The organism is Bartonella sp. F02, assembly GCF_026929975.1.
Classification (GTDB): Bacteria; Pseudomonadota; Alphaproteobacteria; order Rhizobiales; family Rhizobiaceae; genus Bartonella.
The window spans coordinates 27,612-50,097 of the sequence record NZ_JANHOK010000006.1 but is presented as its reverse complement, the minus strand read 5'-3'; the positions used below and the strand labels follow the sequence as shown (position 1 = coordinate 50,097).

13 protein-coding genes, 3 tRNA genes and 2 pseudogenes are annotated in these 22,486 nt (G+C 35.3%); 6 read left to right on the top strand and 12 right to left on the bottom strand.

Annotation, left to right across the window (positions count from 1 at the left end):
* The 3 genes and pseudogenes from NPY00_RS05710 to NPY00_RS05700 form a co-directional block, all read right to left on the bottom strand.
* Window positions 1-1,557, bottom strand: a pseudogene (locus tag NPY00_RS05710) (hypothetical protein); the annotation flags it as partial.
* A gap of 631 nt (window positions 1,558-2,188) precedes the next feature.
* Window positions 2,189-3,529: a YadA-like family protein gene (locus tag NPY00_RS05705; RefSeq protein ID WP_269021114.1), complete on the bottom strand. Its 1,341-nt coding sequence runs from the start codon at window positions 3,527-3,529 to the stop codon at window positions 2,189-2,191.
* Window positions 3,530-4,653: 1,124 nt separating this feature from the next.
* Window positions 4,654-5,046, bottom strand: a complete 393-nt coding sequence (locus NPY00_RS05700; protein ID WP_269021113.1) for an AAA domain-containing protein — start codon at window positions 5,044-5,046, stop codon at window positions 4,654-4,656.
* Between the two features lie 569 nt (window positions 5,047-5,615).
* Here NPY00_RS05700 and NPY00_RS05695 point away from each other — a divergent pair.
* Entirely contained in the window at window positions 5,616-6,839 is a 1,224-nt protein-coding gene (locus NPY00_RS05695; protein ID WP_269021112.1) for a hypothetical protein, read from the top strand.
* Window positions 6,808-7,638: a hypothetical protein gene (locus NPY00_RS05690; RefSeq protein WP_269021111.1), complete on the top strand. Its 831-nt coding sequence runs from the start codon at window positions 6,808-6,810 to the stop codon at window positions 7,636-7,638. Before NPY00_RS05695 ends, NPY00_RS05690 begins: the two co-directional genes overlap by 32 nt.
* Before the next feature lie 444 nt (window positions 7,639-8,082).
* Here the strand turns inward: NPY00_RS05690 and NPY00_RS05685 are convergent.
* The 3 genes from NPY00_RS05685 to rplU all read right to left on the bottom strand — a co-directional run bounded on the left by NPY00_RS05685 (window position 8,083) and on the right by rplU (window position 9,523).
* Window positions 8,083-8,172: transfer RNA gene (locus NPY00_RS05685), tRNA-Ser, on the bottom strand.
* A gap of 608 nt (window positions 8,173-8,780) precedes the next feature.
* Complete coding sequence (rpmA, locus tag NPY00_RS05680) at window positions 8,781-9,050, bottom strand: 50S ribosomal protein L27 (protein ID WP_269021109.1); 270 nt, start codon at window positions 9,048-9,050, stop codon at window positions 8,781-8,783.
* Between the two features lie 50 nt (window positions 9,051-9,100).
* The gene (rplU, locus tag NPY00_RS05675; RefSeq protein ID WP_269021108.1) at window positions 9,101-9,523 is read right to left on the bottom strand and encodes a 50S ribosomal protein L21; all 423 of its coding nucleotides are present in this window, start codon (window positions 9,521-9,523) and stop codon (window positions 9,101-9,103) included.
* Window positions 9,524-9,814: 291 nt separating this feature from the next.
* Here rplU and NPY00_RS05670 point away from each other — a divergent pair.
* A tRNA-Ser gene (locus NPY00_RS05670) sits at window positions 9,815-9,904 on the top strand.
* 34 nt (window positions 9,905-9,938) lie between these two features.
* On the opposite strand, the gene pgi is transcribed toward NPY00_RS05670, so the two are convergent.
* From pgi to NPY00_RS05655, 3 genes and pseudogenes are all read right to left on the bottom strand, one after another.
* Window positions 9,939-11,588 (bottom strand): glucose-6-phosphate isomerase, encoded by a 1,650-nt coding sequence (gene pgi / locus NPY00_RS05665; protein ID WP_269021107.1) that lies wholly within the window; start codon window positions 11,586-11,588, stop codon window positions 9,939-9,941.
* Window positions 11,589-11,823: 235 nt separating this feature from the next.
* Window positions 11,824-14,931 carry an efflux RND transporter permease subunit gene (locus NPY00_RS05660; RefSeq protein ID WP_269021106.1) on the bottom strand — a complete coding sequence of 1,036 codons (3,108 nt, stop codon included), beginning with the start codon at window positions 14,929-14,931 and terminating at the stop codon, window positions 11,824-11,826.
* Window positions 14,915-16,070, bottom strand: a pseudogene (locus NPY00_RS05655) (efflux RND transporter periplasmic adaptor subunit). The gene NPY00_RS05660 and the pseudogene NPY00_RS05655 overlap by 17 nt, the downstream one beginning before the upstream one ends.
* A gap of 387 nt (window positions 16,071-16,457) precedes the next feature.
* Here NPY00_RS05655 and NPY00_RS05650 point away from each other — a divergent pair.
* Together NPY00_RS05650 and rpsU are read left to right on the top strand one after the other, a co-directional pair.
* A tRNA-Arg gene (locus tag NPY00_RS05650) sits at window positions 16,458-16,534 on the top strand.
* A 463-nt stretch (window positions 16,535-16,997) separates the two neighbouring features.
* A complete protein-coding gene (rpsU, locus tag NPY00_RS05645) occupies window positions 16,998-17,231 on the top strand; it encodes a 30S ribosomal protein S21 (RefSeq protein WP_269021104.1) in 234 nt (77 codons plus the stop codon).
* A gap of 595 nt (window positions 17,232-17,826) precedes the next feature.
* On the opposite strand, the gene NPY00_RS05640 is transcribed toward rpsU, so the two are convergent.
* Both NPY00_RS05640 and NPY00_RS05635 read right to left on the bottom strand, forming a co-directional pair.
* The gene (locus NPY00_RS05640; RefSeq protein ID WP_269021103.1) at window positions 17,827-19,200 is read right to left on the bottom strand and encodes a glutamate--cysteine ligase; all 1,374 of its coding nucleotides are present in this window, start codon (window positions 19,198-19,200) and stop codon (window positions 17,827-17,829) included.
* A gap of 68 nt (window positions 19,201-19,268) precedes the next feature.
* On the bottom strand, window positions 19,269-20,012 hold the full coding sequence (locus NPY00_RS05635; protein WP_269021102.1) for a 16S rRNA (uracil(1498)-N(3))-methyltransferase: 744 nt from the start codon (window positions 20,010-20,012) through the stop codon (window positions 19,269-19,271).
* Between the two features lie 214 nt (window positions 20,013-20,226).
* Between NPY00_RS05635 and NPY00_RS05630 the strand changes: the two genes are divergently transcribed.
* Window positions 20,227-20,367: a hypothetical protein gene (locus NPY00_RS05630; RefSeq protein WP_269021101.1), complete on the top strand. Its 141-nt coding sequence runs from the start codon at window positions 20,227-20,229 to the stop codon at window positions 20,365-20,367.
* Window positions 20,368-20,465: 98 nt separating this feature from the next.
* Here NPY00_RS05630 and NPY00_RS05625 read toward each other — a convergent pair whose 3' ends face one another.
* A complete protein-coding gene (locus NPY00_RS05625) occupies window positions 20,466-22,361 on the bottom strand; it encodes an AsmA family protein (RefSeq protein WP_269021099.1) in 1,896 nt (631 codons plus the stop codon).
* Between the last annotated feature and the right edge of the window lie 125 nt (window positions 22,362-22,486).

The window sequence follows — 22,486 nt, the reverse complement described above, 5'->3', positions numbered from 1 at the left end:
ATTCTGTTTTTCAGAAACCTTTCCACCAGATGTGATTTGAACAAGACCAAAACTCGGTTCTGTCCACTTGCCATTGCTATACGCAGCACCGCCACCTAAAGCTTTTGCTACATTTTCAGAAGTAGTCAAAAAATCTTTTTTTATCGTATTAATATTTGTATTCAGAGAGACCAAAGCAGTATCTGTACCTTTAAACGCCTCAACAATATTTTTATATTGTTTTTTATTGGCAGCACCTTTAGAATCAAACTGAGTAATTTGAAAAGTAGGAGCAGTCCATGTCTCTTTATCGGGAGAACCATCAACGCCTATGATAGTTGTGAAGCCATCTTTCACCCATTCTTTTGCACTTTTTAATTGTCTACGAGCCCAGTTCTCTGTTGCAATCAGTTGCGCAACGTTGACTGCATCGTCATGTTTAGTCCCAGCAGCAACTCCTTTAAGCTGTCGTGTGATGCCCTTGCTGAAATCACCAATACTAACCGCACCTTTCGTACTAACCCATAGAGAGCTATCCTGGTATGGATTCTCTGCATCCCCCGCATAGCGACCAACAACACCAGCTGCAGTAACAGACGCACTACCTGAACCTATTGCAACCCCATCACTAACAGTTGTTTGTGCATTATCTCCAATAGCAATTGAAGAGTCTCCACCAGCATTAGAGTTAGAACCCAATGCAATAGAACTCTTCATTGCAGCAAGTGCACTAACCCCAAAAGCAACACTATCAGGGCCTTTTGCACTTGCAAGTCGACCAACAGCAATTGCAACGTCTCCTTCAGCACGTGCCTCAGACCCCATAGCGAGTGCATTTTTAGTTTTTGCATATGCTTTAAAACCAAAAGCAGAACTTTGCTCACCCGCCGCACGAGCAAGTCCACCAAAAGCAGATGCTGATACAGCTGTTGCTTCAGATCCTACTCCCATAGCAACACTCACTCTTCCAGAAGCAAGTGAAGAAACACCAAAGGACATTGCTCCCCCAGACAATGCTGTTGCGCCCGATCCAAATGCTGTTGAATAATTTCCTGAAGCATAAGCTCCACAGCCTGTCACAAAAGAATAGACACCGTAAGCGATAGGCATAACATTATTATCACCACCCGTATGCTCCGACATATAACCACTAGTCTTATCTACTCTACCAATACCAGAATAAGCAACACTACTGGTATTAGTACCATAAATATTACGATCACCATCAAATCTTGTATCTTTTACAAATCGATCATATTGTGCCGCTGCAGTAATCGCACCCTCCTGCTCTCTGTCTGGACCACCACGGCCAATCACACGGTCTGCACCACAGTGATTATTGTCACCAGATATAACAACACTTGCCTGCGAACCATATTCATATTTCACAGAACCCCCAACTGTACTATAACTATTCGCTGCTGCTATCGCAAGATTAGCGGCCGAAACCGAAGAAACACTTGATAAAAGTATGGCTGCTGTTACCCCTAAAGAAACTGCCTTAATTGAAGATATACGTAAAAATGAATAGTTATAATTCAAATCACTCCCCTTTGAAGTTGAATATAATTCTTTCATAAAAAGCTCCCAATGATAAAAAAACATATTTAAAACATAAAAAAGACATATTCTGACATTAGAAAAAGCTGGTGGTTTCTTGTAGGAATATGAAAATAAACTAAGAGACGCTTCTTACTCTGAGGGATTTATAAAATCGCTTGCAGAGTTTTTGTTTTGCAAAGAAGCGTTATTATTTTAGGTAGATTGTAGATAGAAAGTAGTGCGGATTAATTTTGAAATGTGAATGCATTTGAGCGTTATTAAAAATTTGAAAGTAAAGTAGGTCATTTTGTAATAATGAAGGTGTATTTAAAACATAAACGAAGACATATTTTGTGAATAAAACTTAGAAGACACAACAAAAAATCTCTGATTTAAGAGTGCTCAAGAGAGTTGAGAGGGGTGAATTAAGGTAATTTTGGTCTGTGGTACATTTTAATTTAGGTTATTATTCTCTTAAAAGCCCCCTTCTTATAGTGTAATAATAAAAGATTCAAGAGTGAAATGTGTTTTTTTTGTGGTTCTATTATGAATCTAGAGGTAAGTTATTGTTTTTTATAAAAGATTATTTTATGTTGGTGAAGTTTTCATCCCTGTTGTGAGACAAGGTTGGAGTGGGATGGGTAAGATGAAGAGGGTTTCTTTTTGACTAATTTAGAGTCAGATTAAAACCGCCACCTATTCCGAAGTGTCCTCCGGCGCCGCTTAGAGATATGTTAGAGCGGGTTTTTCCGTTTTCAGATGTATATCCAATACCTACGGCAATAGCAGATTGGTTGCGCCAGAATCCACTACTAAATGCGATACTAAGTTTTCCAGGCGTATCGTTGTAGCGAAGGTTAGAGACTGCTAAGCTAATGGCAGCAGCTTGTTGGGCTTCTTTACGCACATGATTAACATTGTAACTTAAATTTAAAATGTTTTTGGTGTTTTCGATTGCAGCGTAGTGAGCTTTTTGATTTGTGTAGTCGTTTGCCTGCTTGAGAGTAATAGCCATGTTTTGATGTAATTGCCGCCCATTTACAGCTTGTTTCGAATTTTCATTGACTTGGCCATCTGCAACATTATCCAGCAAGACAGGTTCACTTTCATCGCCGCCTGTTAAAGTGATTTTGTTTGTTTTTTTGCCAGCATCATTTATGTCATAACTCACTGCTTTATATTCTACGGTTTGAATTGCTTCCTTAACATTGTTTACACGACTATTTATATTTGACATACTGCCATTAACAATACGGAAAGCTTTGCCAACACTATGGGTAGATAAGCCAGTAGAAGAGCCATTCGAATTAAATCGTGTAACTTTAAAAGTAGGTGCAGTCCATTGTCCATCTGTATATTGAGAATTACCTCCTAAAAAGCGCGCAAGCTTATTCCCCATAGAATAAAGTTGCTGACCTGTGATGGCATCACTTGAATGTTTTGTAATATTGCCCTTCGCAATATCCGTGATTTTGCGATTCTGCCCTTCTCTATTTGCCGCAAATGCTTTTTTACCAGCATCCCATGACAAAGTTTTTTTAGAAATCTCATAAATCTTTTTATAAAATTCCATTTCTTTTTCATCTATATCTCTCTTCAGGTATCCCACAGCAGATTGCATTTTTACACTGTTTTCACCAATGGCCTGCAAAGCAGAAGCAACATTATGATGAAATTTATACTTGGGTTTAAGCTCGCTGCTATTTGATGGAGGCGTTAATATATCGCCTATTGTCATATCAGGAACCCAATATCCTTGAAATATTGGGAGAGAATATTCCAAATATTCTGCAAATCCTAGGTCAAAATATTCTAAAGAAGGAGGTCCTGAGTTATAGAATCTAACATTTGCATAACGAACTATCTTTGCATCATAAGCAAAAACAAGAGAACTGCTGGATAAAAGCACAACACCCGCAATTTTAAAAGAAATTGCTTTAATTAAAAATCGACAATAAAAGGAACATGTACAATCATTTTTTTTCGATGTTAAAAAAGTTTTTTTCATCAAAAACCCTCAATGCAAACACTTACAATAGGGTAAAAATTGCAACACTAAACCACCCCTCGCAAAAATTACCCTTGCGCATCACTAAAAAATATAAAGGAAACTGCTTGAAACCGAGAGCTACTACTGTATCATCTTAAAATTTTTGAGAAAATACGCGCCTCAAGAGAAGAGTACACACTCTTATCTCCAAAAATTTTAGAAAAAATCACACACCTTTTTAATGTCTCCATAAAACAATAGTTTTCGTTTTTTGATAAAAACGGTCTCAATTGAAACTCAACTATTGTTCAGATAAAGCGCATCAATGAAATGGCAAGTACACAAATTAATAAATTTTTGATTTATTTTAAAAAAGTGTATTTTAGTGTTGATTAAGATACAGTTTACGAAGATCAATATTATAAAACTATCCTTTTAAAAAACTTTCTTATTGCACTCTCATAAACCTGTTAATAATACTTCGCATTATACTTACTTGAAAATATCCAACTATTTTGAAAATTATTTCCAAGCATCAAACTTGTGTTAGTTGCAGTATTTGAAATAATAAATCCAGATAAAATTGAATATTTTCTAGAAAACTTTTGACATTGATATAAGCAGCATGCACTCACTAACAAGAAACATTTCAACATTCAAAAAAATGTTTCAGTGAAAAACAAAATACTAGAAAATTTTATTATATTTTAAAACTCTCACTTATTCTTAATCGGATCAATGCAATGGTTCAAACATGGTACTTTTTGCGTGTTTTTTTTGCGAATTCCTCTTGTGTAAGCTCAACAATTTCAAATACCACGAATATACCATAAAGCTAAGAATTTTCAATTAGAACAACATCATGCTCGCTTCATTTTTACATCACCACCTAATTCTTTTCTGATATTTGTTTATATCAATTGATTAAAAAATGTTACTTATTTCTTTATTTTATCTTTTTTGAATACTCATCCAGCCTGCAAAATGTATTGACTAGCTTCATCTGTTCAACTGTGCTGCATAAAATTTCTAGTAACTTAGAATTTATAACTACAACAGCCAAACATTGGGCACGTGAGATTGCAACATTCAGACGATTTTTGCTATAAAGAAACTCTATGGTGCACTGCATATCCTCAGCACTAGATGTTCACCATAGAAATTAACACAATAGGAGCTTCTTGTCCTTGAAACTTATCAACAGTGCAAACTCTTGCCTTGTTTGGGAAGATAGAACGCAAATAGTTGACCTGCACATTATACGGAGTGACGACAAAAATATCATCTTGCGCAATTGGACGCGTTTTGCCATCATGATGATCTGTGAACTCTTGCCCAAACAAAGCTTGATATTGGGCTTTAATCACTTCACCTTCCTCGATACTTTTTTGTGAGCGGCCTTCATGTATAACAGGGATCATCACAATACCTTCATTGGGCAAATTAACGCTTTGCAAGTTCAAACTACACTCAACAATACTTTCGAAAGCCGTCAAGCAAGCATTAGAAATAAATTGACAGATACTTGGGTACATACGCGACGTGTCTAAGCAAGGAAAATACCTAGTACTGATAAACAGGCTATCTTAATGCAACGATCTCGCTCATGTATAATGTTTTAGAGATAGCAAGCTTCTTTAAAAGTTATTGCGCCACTCAAAGAGTTACTTACTAAAATGAGTAGAAAACTATGAATTCAATCAATGTTGCATACATTGTATCAAATTAAGCTTGTACATTTCATAAACTTCATTTAATTAGGCTATTAGCAAAAATTAAAAAAGAGACGCTATGCAACAACTGGCAAACGCACAAAATACACTTTGGCAGACTATTGCACACCTGAAACAGGCTGTAGGTATGTCACCTACGATACATGGGTTTTTGTAGGATTGAGTGTGAAAGAATCTAATATGTTTGAGAAACTCAAGCAACTGAGTATTGTGCAAGAGGGCATGTTGAGTTTTGTCCGGAAAATTCGAAACAAAAATCCATCATTATAAAACAACAGGATAAACTTAAATAAGTTGGAAGGTCTTACAATATCTATTTGAATGCTAACACCGAGGACCTCCTAAACAAACTTCAAGGAGGATAACCCACAATGAGTGCTTATAATTTACGACGTTTTGCTCAACCTGATGTTTTGAAAAACATCCATAAAGATAACCTCATTACCTTCCTGGAGCTATATGAAAATTACCTAACCGAGCGTGGATTTAATTTTAATCTGAATGCAGATAATGAACTGGACTATGAAACCCTCTGCGAAATTTTGCTGAACCCAACAGAAAATATGGATCTCGACCTTGTTGACGCGTTATTCTTTATTCAAGAAATGTCTGATAGTAAACATTTTGAAGAACTTAGCGAACAAGCTATAGCCAATAATCTTAACATCCCTGAGAACTCAACAACGGCTGATTTAGCCTTAGCGCTTTGGCTGCATAACCCCGAGATCTTGAAGCGTCTACATGCTGAAGTCATAATTTTAAAGCCAAAGTCATTCATATATTTCCAGTCAGATCAAAAATCATCTGATATTTTCCCCTTACCAAAAGATGAAGTAATCAGAACTCTTGAAAAGTCTATGGATGCTTGGTTTTATGAAAAAAAACGCGGAACTGGCTGCCGTATCATCACTGGCAAAGCTGAAGATGAAAACAAAACTTATTTTCTCATTCGTCATGGCATGCCGTTGAAACGTGAGGGAAAAATTGAATCCGGAAAATCTCAAACGATCCTCTATCGCCCTGAATTTCATGATGTGATTGTCTACGACTGCGTTCATAATGAGTTAGCAGTCTTTAATAAATCTGGCGCGAAAAAAGAGCGTATGATGTATCTCGATTTATTCAGTCAACATCTGTTTGGACAAAAAAAATATTTTCCAAATAAAGAGAAATACACTCTACAACCACTTATTGATAAAGGTGAGAATGCCTTGGCTTGCATAGATATTGATGGTATAGAAACTATTAAGCTCATTGAAATTCAGCTGCAGTTCCGTGGGCGCTATAATGATAAAAATACGCTGCGCTCAAGCGATATTTTTGCGTCACTATCAGATAAAGGAAAAAGTTTTCCAACTTTTGGCGAACTTGTATCGGCTAGCTTTTCTGTAAAATTTGATAATGCTAAGCGTCCACGCACAGTCAAGGTGCGACCACCCAATGTGGCTAGCTTTGATCGAAAGGAGGATTCTCACTTGATTGAAACATGGCTGCGTAAGTGCGGCTTTGTTAACAAACAGCAAGAAGAAGAGAGTAATCCACCCGTAACACATAAAGAAAACCATGACGCTGTCTCAAATGTCACCATGGTATAGATTAACCCAACTACCTAATGGAAAGGGAGTAAAGGCCGAATGGCAGAACTTTCCGGAAAATCTACTCGAACAGACCACCAAACAAGCAGAAAACATTCCATGCAATCAATGTAGTAATTATATGAAGGTCGTGCATCATAGCACTCAAGATATTGTCGGAGTTTGCACATCGGAAATAGGAGCATGCGACAAACGCAAACTGCATATATCTGAGCTAGCGATATATCAAATTAATCATAAAGAACTGGCAACAAAAATTGCTGCATCCATTGGTTTCACAGAACAACTTGAACAGATCAAAGAACAATTTTCTCTTTGGAAGTTAGGCTCCTTAAATCCACACGCTGCGTACAAATTCTCGGTTTATTGTTTCTTGGGGAACGACTCTTCTCAACTTGAGAAAATCGTCAATCATCTCCGTATGACAGAGGAGAACCCTTTTGTTTTGATTGTACCCACCAAAAGCATAATCAATCAAAACAGTTATAATACGAGCAACAAACATCAATATAAACTCTTGGAGATTAATGATGTACTCAGTGTTGACGCTACAGGTAAAGCCATAACCAAAGATAGTGCCAAAACCATCATTACTGACTGGTCTGAAATAGCTATATCAAAATCTACCAAGCTTAAAAAAACATATTTCAAAATTATTGTTGATATAATTGTTTCAGCCCTAAAGTTATTTTTCTCGAAAATTGTCATGCCAATTATCTGGATAATTGTCGGGTATATTTTCAACAAATATGATCTTCTTGATAAGATATTCCATATAATTATTGACATATTTTCATAAGTGACTCTAAACATCTCTTTTCTGTTAGAAAAAGATAAAAATAAGCGACTTTGCTAAGTAAGCCACTTAAGCAGTGTTTCGATCTTGAAGAAAACAATTCTTTACAAGAACAAAACACGTGAATATCAGCCAATTTTAATGATCAGCCAAGATACAAATTGTGATTTTAATAGTTGGATCGATGGTATTAAGCAGTAAACAATACCAAGCATAGACTAGTGCGAACCGGTCAATTTTTAACTCATTGAATTTCCATGACTAAAAACGCCGTACTTCACTTTTCCAAGTACGGCGTTTTTCAGAAAAAAGCCATATATAGGGAAAAATTAGAGAAAAACGAGGTTTTTTATAGAGAGCAAGTCAATTACAAATACCACAAAGACTGTAAAGGCTAATCTTCTAGCGTTATGGCGTTATGCCATCTGGGGCATATGAAAAAGTCTATGGCGGAGAGAGAGGGATTCGAACCCTCGATACAGTTTCCTGTATACACGCGTTCCAGGCGTGCGCCTTCAACCACTCGGCCACCTCTCCAAGAAAGTTCTCACACTATACGCAGAAAAAGACAACAAGCAAGTTTAAATTCTACAATTAAAAACTCAAAAAACAATTTTCTTTGTAAACAGAACCAAAAATTAAAATAACCTTTTCAAATCTTTTAAAATTTTATTTGATATCTTCAAACATCAAAATGAACTTATTGAATATCACTCAAGTATCAAAAAAAATAGATCATAATCATTATAAACTATAGTCAGCACTAATCAATTCATAATTTACGCTCAAAGTAATCACTTATAAATGCCGTAAAAACGTTGCATCAATGCACTGAAGAATACACTTCATAAATTTTCACGTATAAAAAACTCTTTTCCTTTTTCCATAACATTGCGATTATTCTGTAATATCGCAATTTCTGACAAAACCACTATTATACCGACTTAGTATAAAGAAAATTGATGATAAATGTTAGATTATTTAAAACATACAATCTAAAATTCATGTATTTACACAATATTCTGAATATCTATTATCTTCTTTTCAAAAAGAAAAAAGAAAGACAGATCCCTATCTTTCTTTTTGAATACAAAAAACTTCAAAACCTAGATATCATAGAGCTTTATTTTTCTCAAATATCTATCTTACTTCGCTGCTTCCTCTGTAGGAATAACTGCAACATAAGAGCGATTTCTCTCCTTTCTATAAAAAGAAACCGTGCCTGCAGAAAGTGCAAAAAGAGTATGATCTTTTCCAATACCAACATTGTTTCCAGGATGCCAACGCGTTCCCCGCTGACGAACAATGATATTTCCAGCGATAACAGCTTCACCACCAAATTTCTTTACACCAAGACGTTTCGATTCCGAATCACGTCCATTCCGTGAGGAACCACCAGCTTTTTTATGTGCCATGGATGTTCTCCTTTAATTTTTCTGACTCTCTAACGTCACAGTTATTCTTTTTACGACTCAATTTTTTCTTCATTTTTTTCAGAAGTTTTTACAGTAGTTCTCTTAAGAGAAGGAGTTTCTTTTATTTCCTTTTGTCCTACTGCTTTTTTAGGCTTTTTACCACCTGTTAAAACTTCTAAAATACGCAGTGTCGTTATTTCTTGACGATGGCCACGCGTACGTTTTGAATTTTGACGGCGACGTTTTTTAAACGCGATAACCTTACGTGCACGCCCCTGTCCTACAATTTCAGCTGTAACTAAGGCATCAGAAACAACGGGTGTACCAACAACCGTATTATCTCCTTCTCCAATCATCAATACATCACTGAACTCAACAACATCACCGGTATTGCCAACTATTTTTTCGACTTTTAGCAACTGATCTGCAACAACACGATATTGCTTACCACCTGTTTTAATGACTGCGAACATTTTTTATCCTTTCATTCGATCCAGCTCTTATTCAACTTTTGTTTTAAAGAAAAATAGGCTGCTTTTTATCAGTCGTAACAAATTTAAAAGAAGTTAGAAAACATCTCCCCAAACAAAAATATGCGCTAGATCTATCCGCGCTTATAAATTACGTGTATGACGAAATTTCTATCCTCTGTCAATAAAATCCAACAAATAATGAAAAAAGTATTGTACTCAAAGCAATTGAAGAGTATCTAGCCGCAATAATGTATTCAAAGAGTAAAAAAATTTATTGTACTTTTTATATAAGGAGAGATGGCTGAGTGGTTGAAAGCACCGCACTCGAAATGCGGCATAGAGGAAACTCTATCGGGGGTTCAAATCCCTCTCTCTCCGCCAAAATTTCAATGAAAATAATATGATAAGAATATTTTTATTTCATACGCCTTTCCTGAATATGCTCTAATAACCCCAATGTTGAACTATCATAATTATTCTTTTTATTTTTTCTATGTATGGCTAATAATAATTCATCTGCTAATTCTTTACCAAGCTCAACACCCCATTGATCAAACGAATTAATATTCATCAAGACACCTTCAACAAAAACTCTGTGCTCATAAAGTGCAATTAAACGACCAAGAGAAAAAGGGGTCAACAAATCCTGAATAAGAATAATATTAGGCCGATTTCCTTGAAAACTTTTATGAAGCGCTAAATTACTCGCTTCATTTTTATTCATTCCATTTTTGATGATAATACGTTGCACATCTTCAAAATTACGACCTGTCATCAAAGCCCTTGACTGTGCCAAACAATTAGCTACTAGCATATCATGCATATGATGTAAATTTTGTTCATGTCCTTTTACAAATACAATAAATTCTACAGGAATAATGTCTGTTCCTTGATGTAAAAGTTGAAAGAAAGCATGCTGTCCATTTGTTCCTGTGTCTCCCCAAACAACTGGACAACTAGAAAATGTAATTGGTTTACCATCTAACGAAACTTGTTTACCATTGGACTCCATATCAAGTTGTTGCAAATAAGAAGGAAAGCGAATTAAACGCTGGGCATAAGGAATAACAGCACGTGATGAATAACCACAAATAACACGATGCCAAAAACCTAAAAGTGCTAGTCGGATAGGAATATTTTCATGCAAAGGTGCATTTTTAAAATGTTGATCCATTTTCTGAGCACCCTCAAGAAACAAGCGGAAATTTTTGCTACCAATCGCTAACATAACAGCAAGACCGATTGCTGACCAAATTGAATAACGGCCTCCTATCCAATCCCATAATTTAAAAACTTTTGAAGAGCTTATACCAAACTCTAATGCTTTATCAATTGCACTTGAAACAGCAACAAAATGTGTACTAATAGCCTCCTCTCCTAAACTTGAATGAATCCATTGACGAGCAACCAAAGCGTTCGTCATAGTCTCTGCCGTTGTAAAAGTTTTAGAAGAAATGATAAAAAGTGTCGTTTCTGGATTTAAATTTGCGAGAATATCAGAAATATGGGCACTGTCTACATTAGAAACAAAATAACAACGTGGACCATCATGATAAGATTTTAAAGCACTTGTAACCATCGCAGGTCCAAGATCCGAACCACCAATACCAACATTGACAATATCAGTAATCCGTTGACCACTATGTCCCTTATAATTACCATGACGAACCATTTCAGAAAAATTTTCCATATGAGCAAGGACAGCTTGAATATCTTGAACAATATTACGCTCACCCAACATAAAAACTTCATCTGCAGATAAACGCAATGCAACATGAAGAACAGAACGTTTTTCAATTGTATTAATAGGTTTACCGGCAAACATCTCTTCACGCCTGCCTAATACATCTGCTGCAATTGCCAAATTATCTAAAAGTTTTAACGTATGAAATGTCACACCACACTTTGAAAAGTCGAGAAGAAAATCATCAAGTCTTAAAGAAAATTTGGAAAAGCGCTGTTCATCTTCTACAAAATGTCGGCGAATGTCATAAACCCCATCTTGTATAGCATGCGCTTTTAAAGCCTTCAAAGTTGCTTCAAAGACCTTTTTATTACGAACCATAAATTATCCTCAATAATCAATAATCAATAATCATTAACAATAAAATTTAAACATCAAGGATGACACAGTAAAAAGCGACTTTTATTCCAAATATGTTTTACTAGTCGTACATACGATAAAATAGTAAAAATAAAGAGAGAAACTACAAAAACGATCCCACAAATATTCTGTTTAACAGCAGTTGAAACAATTATACTCTTCTATTTTATCACTAGATTTGATTAAACCTTTCCATTCAGAGCGTAATTTCTGCTACCTTCGGTTTTACAAAACGCCCTAAAAAGAGATAAACAACTGGCGTGACGTAAAGAGTGAAGATGGTTGCTAACCCCAAACCTCCAACGATAACCCAGCCTAAAGCTATCCGCGCTTCTGCACCAGCACCTTTTGCTAACACCAATGGAATACCTCCTAAAATGGCACAAAGCATTGTCATACAGACAGGACGAAGACGAATAATCGCCGCTTCTTCTATAGCTTCACGTACATTTTTCCCTTGAGCACGCAGTTGATCTGCAAACTCAACAATTAAAATACCATTTTTCGCCATAATACCAATTAATAAAATTAAGCCAATTTGACTATAAATATTAAGGCTTACACCGCTTAAAAGCATCGCAACAACAGCGCAACCAAGCCCTAATGGAACAGTAGCTATTATAATAAAGCCTGAAATAAAACTTTCAAACTGAGCAGCTAAAACTAATAAAATAATAACAAAAGCAACTCCAAAAACAACCATTATACTCGAAGATGTCTCACCAAGAGTCGCCGCTTCTCCCAAAGGAATAATGTAATTTCCTTCAGGTAACAAAGGAGAGGCAATTTTTTGCATCGTTTGATAAGCTGTTCCTAAAGTAACTCCCGGAGCAAGATTTGCACTCAAAACAACAGCATGCATGCGCTGTTCTCTGTTTAATTGAGGCGCAATAGCTTTTTCATGTAATTCTGCAATAACCGAGAGGGGAACATATTTATTGTCCTTGCTTTTTAAAACAATATTTCCCAAATCAGCAGAATCACGAATAGGATTGTTACGCGATGTCAGTTTAACGTCATAAGAATGATCATTAATATAAACAGAACCTATTTTCCTGCCATCTAACATTGCTTGCAATGTATTGCCTAAATTAGTGATATCAATCCCTAAATCGGAAGCTTTTTCTCGATTAATATCAATAAAAAATTGCGGTTGTGTTGCATCACTAGTCAATCGTGGACGAACAAAATGCGAATTAGCTTTCAATGCACGTACGAGTTCATCGGCTGTTGATTGCAATTTCGCATAACTGTCACCAAGAATTGCAAATTGTAACCCTTGACTAGTTCCTCGGATGCCTAAAGAATTACCTTGGGCGACAAACGCCAACACTGCTGAAAAAGATCTAATTTTTGCATTAATATCTTTTACAATTTCTTGTTGACTCCGTGAACGCTTATCCCAAGGTGAAAGCAATAAAATAAGGAAAGCGTTATTGGATGACCCTCCTATTCCTGCAATAGAATAACTATTAACAATTTCACCAGAATCTCGCAATGGTTTTAAACTTTCTTCAATTTTCTCCACTTGTTCATTCAAATATTTCGTTGAAATCCCTTGTGGCCCACTAACGATTAAAGCAATCGCAGCTCTATCTTCTTCTGGCGTTAATTCGTGTTGCAATTTCATATAACCACCAACACAAAGACAGAAAAAAGCAATCGAAACCAATACAACAGTCCAAGGCCGCTCTAAACATTTATGCAAGCTATAAGAATAGTTTTTGCTTAAAAAAGCGCCTAACTTATACAAAAAAGAAAAACGATAATCCTTCTCTTCACTATCTTCGCTATGTTCCTTAAGAAAGGATGCAGCTAACATAGGACAAAGAGTTAATGCAACAATTGAAGAAAGAAAAACAGCAACAGCTAACACAAAGCCAAATTCTCTAAAAAGTCTTCCAACTTGCCCAGGAAGAAAAGAGATAGGAATAAAAACAGTAATCAAAGTCAACGTTGTTGCCAAGACAGCAAAAAAAACCTCTTGTGTCCCTAATATCGAAGCCTGCCGAGGATTAGATCCCATATTGCGCCATCGAACAATATTTTCCAAGACAACAATTGCATCATCCACAACAAGACCTGTTGCCAAAACAAGTCCTAAAAACGTGAGAACATTCAATGAAAATCCTATAAGGTAAATGGCTGCGATTGTTCCAATCAAAGCAACAGGAATAGATAAAGCAGGAATGAGCGTCACACGGAAATCTTTAAGGAAAAGGAAAATAACCAAGACCACACTAAGAACAGCAATAACTAAAGCAATTTCAACTTCATGAAGAGCACTCTTAATAAAAATAGCGTCATCACTAATAATACCAACATGAACAGATGAAGGCAAAATAGTTTTGAGATTATCAAGAGCCGTTCGAACTCCTTTGGAAATATCAAGAGTATTAGATTGCGCTTTACGCACAATTCCTAACCCAATCCCTGTTTTGCCATTAACACGAAGAATAACTTTTTCTATATCAGGAGACAAAGTAACTTGGGCAACATCACCAACATGAACATGAGGTTTTAAAATAATTTGTTCAAAATCTTCTGGAGTTGTCAAACGCGCCGTAGCACGTACAATTAAAGTTTGCTTAAAATTATCTAATGAACCCACAGGTATATCAGTATTCATATCAGAGAGAACACGTGAAATATCTGCAACGGTTAATCCATAGCTAGCAAGTTTTATTTGATCAATATCAACCTGAAAAATCTTCGTATGAGCACTATCAATCTGAACATCCCCAACACCATCAATAGAAGAAAGCACATCAACAATTTGATCATTTACAATTGTTGTCAGATCCTCAATACTCATCGTTGGAGAAGTTACAACAAGGTACATCATTGCTGCAGCATTTGAATCTGCTTTAATAATAAGAGGTTGGTCTGCATCTTTTGGTAAAGAACGCGAAATACGAGAAATAGCATCACGAATATCAGATGCAGCAATATTCAAATCAACACCAACATTAAAATTTACAACCACACGAGAGCGACCGAAAGAAGATGTAGAAGAAATTGTTTTGATCCCAGAGACATGAGAAACAGCGTCCTCTATAACTTTTGTGATCTCACGATCAATTGTTTCTGCCGACGCACCAGAAAAAATCGTCATAATCGTCGTTACAGGATTATCAACATCTGGCAACTCACGGACATCAACATTCATCCATGCTGCAAATCCCGCAATCACAATCATCGCATTTACAACAAAAGTAAAAACTGGCCTACGAATAAATAACGCTATCATACCACTTGACTCTGATTGCGCCACAAGCTGTTTCCCCTCAAATTCTTGGCTCATTGCATACCTTAATTATCTTAGTGGCTGATATTTGTTGTTGATGAATTTTTTGATTGATCAAAGACAACACGACTACCTGGATAAAGCATTTGTACACCTTGAATAACTATTTTATCATTATTTTCTAAAGGCGCCTTCACGACAATATAATCTGCGTAGCGCTTAATAATCGAAACAGGAACATACTCCACTTTCCCCTCTTTCACACGCCACACGAATGATCCTCTGCTATTCCATTGAATAGCAAGAGGGTCGACAACAGGAAAAAAACCACCATAAAATTTCAACATAACAGAAAAAGACATGCCAGACATAAGCGTATTTTCTTTATTCTGAATTTCAACTTGAACGTGAAGTGTGCGACTTGCTTCATCAACAACATTATCAAGTGCGTAAATATGACCAACAAAAGTCTTATTTGAATCGTCTGTTAAAGTCGCAACAACTTCATCTCCCTTATGAAGGTATGATGCGTATCGTTCAGGAACCCATATATCAATCAAAATACGCTCTCTATTTTCAATCCGACCTATGACAGTATTGAGCGTTACAGTATTTCCTGCATTAATAGGTAAAATACCAACAGTTCCACTTATCGGAGCGCGAATTGTACGTCGATCAAGCGCTAACTCAGCATCACGTAAAACTAAATCTGCATTATCTAATTCTAAACGCGCAGAAGTTTCTTGCACTTCTGTAGCTGTCTTAGTAGCACGTAATTTCATAATACGCGCAAGCGTTAATGCGCTATTGTCTCGTTTCACTTTAGCTTTTGCAACAGCTATTTCTTCTTTTTGAGAATCAAGCTTTGCAATTAAATCACCAGCTTTTACTTCTACTCCAGCGGATACAAAAAACTTATCAATAACACCTGCTGACCAAGGTGTTAATTCTACTTCTGCAATAGCCCGTCCACTTCCCACTGCATTCAATTGCTCATAAAAACTTTGAACTTTAACGGAGTCAACGACAACACTCATCGGAGGCCTACCTCCTGAAGTCTTTGAAGTTTTATGCACCGCATTTTTGTTTTGCTCTGATATAAGAACAGATTTTGATTTGTGTTTTATCCCCCAATAAATTATCGATAAAACGACAACAAAAAGCACCCATGGAAAGATCTTTTTTAATAATCTCATACATCTATCCTTACTTCGTCATCAATTATGAAAACTGTCATGAAATAGTCTTCGACCGGAATATTTGAATTCCACACAAAGCAACATTGCAGATAGTGTATTGAAAACCCCCACCGCAAGAACATATCTCATCGCGCCCTGACTATCTCTCACTCATAAAATCGTCAAGTTAATTATCATTCATATTGAACTTTTACTGTTAATGCAACTAATGCAACAAAAGAAAAACCATACAAAAATCTTATAAACTGATAAGGATTATAATTTCTATACAAGAACAAATCTCATACAAACAGATAATTTTTTATTTTTCCTAAAGTTTCACTTGCAATTCATTGTTAAAACAATTAGGAACCCCTTTATCTTAATTGTATAAAGTGAGCGTGAGCACCCGTAGCTCAGCTGGATAGAGCACCAGACTACGAATCTGGGGGTCAGGAGTTCGAATCTCTTCGGGTGCGCCACATGGTGTTTCTTTATATTACGATATCAAATCATCTTTCCTAAATGCATTAATGCGATAATGTGATTTTTCTGTATTTCGTGAAACGCAGTGCGCAAAATTTGATATGGAACTCATATCGACGTATACTCTAATTAATGAATGTCGTATCTAAGTTTTTAAAATCCTAAGCAAACAGTTTATTTTTCAGTAAGAGTCTGAACTTTATTGCGACTACTTATGAAAAATATCATCATAAAATAATTATCTTAATCCAAGCAATAAAATCTAAACCTTTTAATCAGACCATATCTATGTAAAGCTTTAAAAAATTATTTGTAGAAAAAAGAATAAAGTTTTTTAAAAGCAATTATAGACAAATACCTCATTTATATGATATATAGCGTCCTGTGTGTTTTTTGAACTTTATGTTTAAAAAATTAGTTTTTGTTTGTTTATCTATGATACTAAAAATAGGATCAGTCGTGCAAGTACTCGTTCGTGATAACAATGTTGATCAAGCGCTTCGTGCATTAAAGAAGAAAATGCAACGTGAAGGTATTTTTCGTGAAATGAAAATGCGTGGGTTTTATGAAAAACCATCAGAAAAGCGTGCTCGTGAAAAAGCAGAAGCTATTCGTCGTACACGCAAGTTAGCGCGTAAACGTGCTCAAAGAGAAGGTCTTGTCAGCAATGGCCGCTCTGTTGCTATGAGATAATGTATTTGTTTTTACATCATACAAATAATATCCAATAAAGTATAAATTTCTGTCTTTCTATTTTGGATTAAGAGAGCAGAAGTGTTTTTATATTACTTTTATAAAATAGTTATTCTTCATTGTGTGATGAATGTTATAAAAGTAATTATTTTTTATGTATGAATATTAATAAAAATGCATTTATAATAAATGAGAGGTATTCTCGTTTTTAATATTCATATAATTTTCAATTTATCAAATAACTCAGTGAAAGTTTTCTAAAAAATAGAAAAAGCAGCACCTGCTGCTATAAGTTCTATTTTATTGGAAAACTTACTCTCTCCTTCATATACAATTCCGTAAATGAATATGTAACTTTCAATGTTAATTCAACAAATAAAATATACTACTTTTTCTTTGTTTGACAAAACTCTATTGATCCACAATAAAACAATTATCCAATCATTACTTTATATAATCACTTCTAGTCACATCAAAAATTAATTTGAGGAATAGAAATAAATTAATACGACAATTTCACTTTTGTTGTCATACAAATAGAATGAGCAAAAATATTTGTTCTATAGAACTTCTAAGATTTTTTTACCTTTCAAATCTAATAAGCATATTCTGAAAACACCGGTTCTACTGATTTATTCCAAATAGAATGGTAATAAGATAAAAGTTTATCAGCATCCGTCTGCCCAGCAGCAATAATCTCTTCCAAAGGATTAAGAAAGTTTGTTTCATCCAAACCGTTTGCATTATAGAATTTACGATTATTTAATCCCTTACGTGAAATAGCAACAGCTTGTCGTGCTAATTCCAAAATTGAAATTTGACGAAAAGACGTTTTCAATCCTTTTTGAGGAACTTCTTGGCGCATATTTAAAACTTCTTCATACGACCAATCTTTCGTTAAAGCTTCTGCCTCATTAAGCGCTTCACTGTCATAAAGAAGTCCAACCCAAAAAGCAGATAAAGCACAAATATGTTGCAAAGATCCACTATCAGCACCTCTCATTTCCAAAAAGCGTTTTAAGCGTACTTCAGGAAACAAAGTTGATAAATGATTCACCCAATCTCCTAAATTTGGCGTTGAATCGGCAACTTCTTCTTTTAAAGCACCGTTCAAAAACTGACGAAAAGTTATATGTGTACAATCGTGATAATGCCCATTACGGACAATAAAATACATTGGAACATCAAGTGCCCATTCAACATAATCTGAAAAACCAAAATATTCCGAAAAAACAAAAGGAAGTATCCCTGCTCTCTGATTATCCGTATCAGCCCAAATGTGTGAACGCCAAGATAAAAAGCCATTTGGACGCTCTTCTGTAAAAGGAGAACGCGCAAATAAAGCTGTTGCAATCGGTTGCAACTTCATCGACACTTGCATTTTTCGCCGCATATCCGCTTCAGAGGAAAAATCAAGATTAACCTGAATCGTAGATGTTCGATACATCATATTAAGACCCTCATGACCAACCTTTGGCATGTAATTAGTCATAATTTGATAACGTGATTTGGGCATACGTGGCGTTTCAGCTAAGGTCCATTTTGGACTCGCTCCAATACCAAGAAAACCAATCCCCAATGGTTTAGCAATTTTCTTAAGAAGAGTCAGATGTTCTGCTGCCTCATGATAAGTCTGATCAATCGTCTGCAGTAGTGCACCAGATAACTCAAACTGCCCACCAGGTTCTAAAGAAATTGCACCTTGATTAGCTGATCCTACCAATCCAATAATATTTCCTTCATCTAAAATAGCCTTCCAACCTAAAGCTTTATGCATTTCTTGTAAAAGAACACGAATACCTTTTGTTCCTTCATATGGAACAGGACGAAAACCATCTATATAAAATGGAAACTTTTCATGTTCAGTACCAATACGCCAATCATTTTTTGCTTTACAGCCTTCTTGAAAATAGCCCACCAAAGAATCTAGATTATCAATTTTACTTTCATCAGTCGTATCAAGCGCCATGAATTATTTTACCCTATCACTAACCCTATCCCTTTAAATGAATCGTTTTGAATGACATTACAAGTCCTTCAATTAACAGACTCATTCCCCACCGCAGCATTAATAATAGCTAAAGCAGCCACCGCTGCAGTATCAGCACGCAAAATACGCGAACCTAGCGACATAGAAATAACAAACGGATGTTTTTTTAAAAAGATACGTTCTTTTTCACTAAATCCACCTTCTGGCCCAATAAGCACTCCCAATGGAATAGCTTTGTGTTTATTTAAAATAGACAAAGGATTACACGTTTCTTGCATTTCATCACAAAACAATAAAGAACGCGTCTTATCCCATTGCATTAACAGTTCTTCTAACGATATAGCAGTTTCACACTTTGGTAAAGATAAAATACCACACTGTTCAGAAGCTTCAATAATATTAGCCTCTATACGCGCCATATTGATACGGCTTACTTGTGTATGATGTGTCATAACAGGCTGCAAAACAGATACTCCCATTTCTACAGCCTTTTGAATCATATAATCTAAACGCGCATGCTTTAAGGGAGCAAAACAATAGATAAGACCTGAAGACGATGTTTGCACTCTTTCTTGGTGAATAATATGAACAATAACATATTTTTTCTTAATAGTAACCAATTTCGCAAGCCACTCTCCATCGCGCCCATTAAAAAGTAAAATTTTAGCTCCTTCTTTCATACGCAGAACATGCACGAGATAAGAAGCCTGAGGCCCTTCTATAACTATCTCTTCATTTAAAGCAAGAGAATGCCGAATGAACAATCTTTGAAGTTTATAATTTGCACGCATAAAAAAATTGTGCCAAAGCCAACCGCAATCGTCAAGAGAAACAAAAGAAAAATCAAACGTAAAAATTAAATATATGAAAAACTATAGAATTTCTTCACCTTTATGAAATATAAGGGAACAAATAGAATGTAGAATGATTCTGCTTTCATAAAAACTTATAAGAATACCCTTTGCCATTACATTCAATGGCTCTTTTTGCTTATTGGAGAAAAATATGTCTGCAAAAAAAGCTACAATAGTGACAGTTACTACAATTTTAGCTTTTATTCTTGGAACTATCGGAATTGCTTCAGTTGGAGCAGATACAAATAGTACATTCTCCGAAGATGGTTATGGCATCTTTTCTCAGACTTAATAAATACATACAAACATCATTTAAATTTTGGCATATATATTATACCACGTATGTTATACAAAGATAATATATTCAATGTATTTCATATTCTTTTACAATTATTGTGCATTGCGCACAAAGTACTCTTTGTCTTGATTAACAAAAAAATTACCAATATTTTGTCCTGTAGAATTAAGAGAAAAAACAAATGGTTGCATCAAACTATTTGTCAGACATTGAACGTCTTTGCATAAAGTTTCTGAGCGATTATTTTTTTGTAATCGTGCCTGTAGTGTTAATTCATGCTCTTTGCCTTGAGTATCAGAAATTGCAATGATCCCCTGCAACAATAAATTCCAATCCGCCATATGCATAAATAATTCTTTTACTGTTATTGCTCCATTTGCAAATTTTGCTTTAATATTCAAACGATCAAAAGCTATTGAAGTCATATTATTATTGGCTAAAAAAAACTGTTTATTTTCTAAAAGCTTATTCTGTAAATCATTTAAATCATACCCCAACAACTGACCTGAAGATATATTCAATGTTAATTGGCCTTGCATCTGCATAAAGTTTTTTGGCCAACAATCTGTCAATATTTTTGTTGTAGCAATAAAGTTGGTTTTATCTTGTATGAATGGTGAAAATCCTAAAAAATTTAACAAAGATTGCATATCAACAGATGTTCCTGAAGCACGCCCTTCAATACGTATTTTTTCACCATCTTCTTGTGCAATTTGAATGTTACTCTGAACAGATCCACCAAAAACATTAGCATTGCCAAGATCAAAAATACCATATCCATTTCTAATTTGTATTGTAGCGGCCAAATTTTCTAGTGAAACGTCTTTTATTTTTGCTTGTGCTGCTGAAAGTCTTACATCCAATCCGATATGATCAGAAATCATGATATCAAAAAATTTATTTTCGTTTTTAATTGAAGAAAATATTGACTCAAATAAATTAAAATCCAAATTATCAAAACCTAATGATCCAATAATCGTTGGAATATGGTTTTGAAAATCTAATTCTAAGGCTCCACGTGCATTTGCTGCACCTATTGAAAATATAATATTATCCATTCGGATGTGCGTCGACTGTGCTAAAAAATGAGATTCCCAGACAATGGGTATTTTCAAATGATGTCCCCAAAGATTACGACCAATCCACGCTAATGTCTGATTCCATCCAGGAGAACGCATTAATAGCTTTCCATCAAATATATAATGGTCTGTTAATCGCGCTTGTCCTATAAATGTTATTCCTCCACGAATAGAATTGAAACTCACCTTCAGTGAACTTTTTCCACCGGCAAAAAGTAACAAAGCCTGATCAGCATTAATCAATAATTCTGTTAACTCTCCATGCCAACGAGCTTTTGCACGAAACCGCACTGCTTGTGTTAATTCTGGCCAATCTAAAGTCGCATTTATTCCCGTTACTCTTTCTGCAATTCCAGAAACACCATTATGATATATGAGGACACCATTTTCGATAACAATCCGCCCAAAAGGCTGATTTAAAAGATGTTCTATATTTGATTGATCAGAATTGTTCTGAACCATTTCACGGGCCCTGCGTACAGCTAACCCTAAGCTTCCTTGCGATCGCGAAAATGTATCCAAAAAATCTGCAGCTGTTTTAACAGGTTTTATCATAACGAATCGTGGACGAACAATTCGCGTTTCTGAAAAAGAAATACGTCCCCGTAGAAGATCGATTAAAGAAAGATCAACTTCTATTGATTCTGCTTCCATTAAAGGTGAGACATCATCAATCTCTGATGTCAAAGTAACACCTGAAAGAACGGCTTTGGGATAAGGAAAAATATTTAACTGTGGAAGATCACGCAATTGCACATTATAGCCAGTCCATGCACTTAAATCTTGCGCTAAACGGACACGAATTGCATCTGTTGATACAATATAAGGTAAAATAATAACAGCAGATCCACATAAAAAAATAATTGTAATAAAAATCTTACTCAAACAATTAATTATTTCAATGCGCACAATTTTCCTCTACGTTTTGTTTTTATAACAACTCACAATTAAACCAAATTACTGCTAAGAAAATTTTTATAATTTAATATATCTTTTATAGTTTTAATCGCTGCATTATTCTTCTTACCCAAACT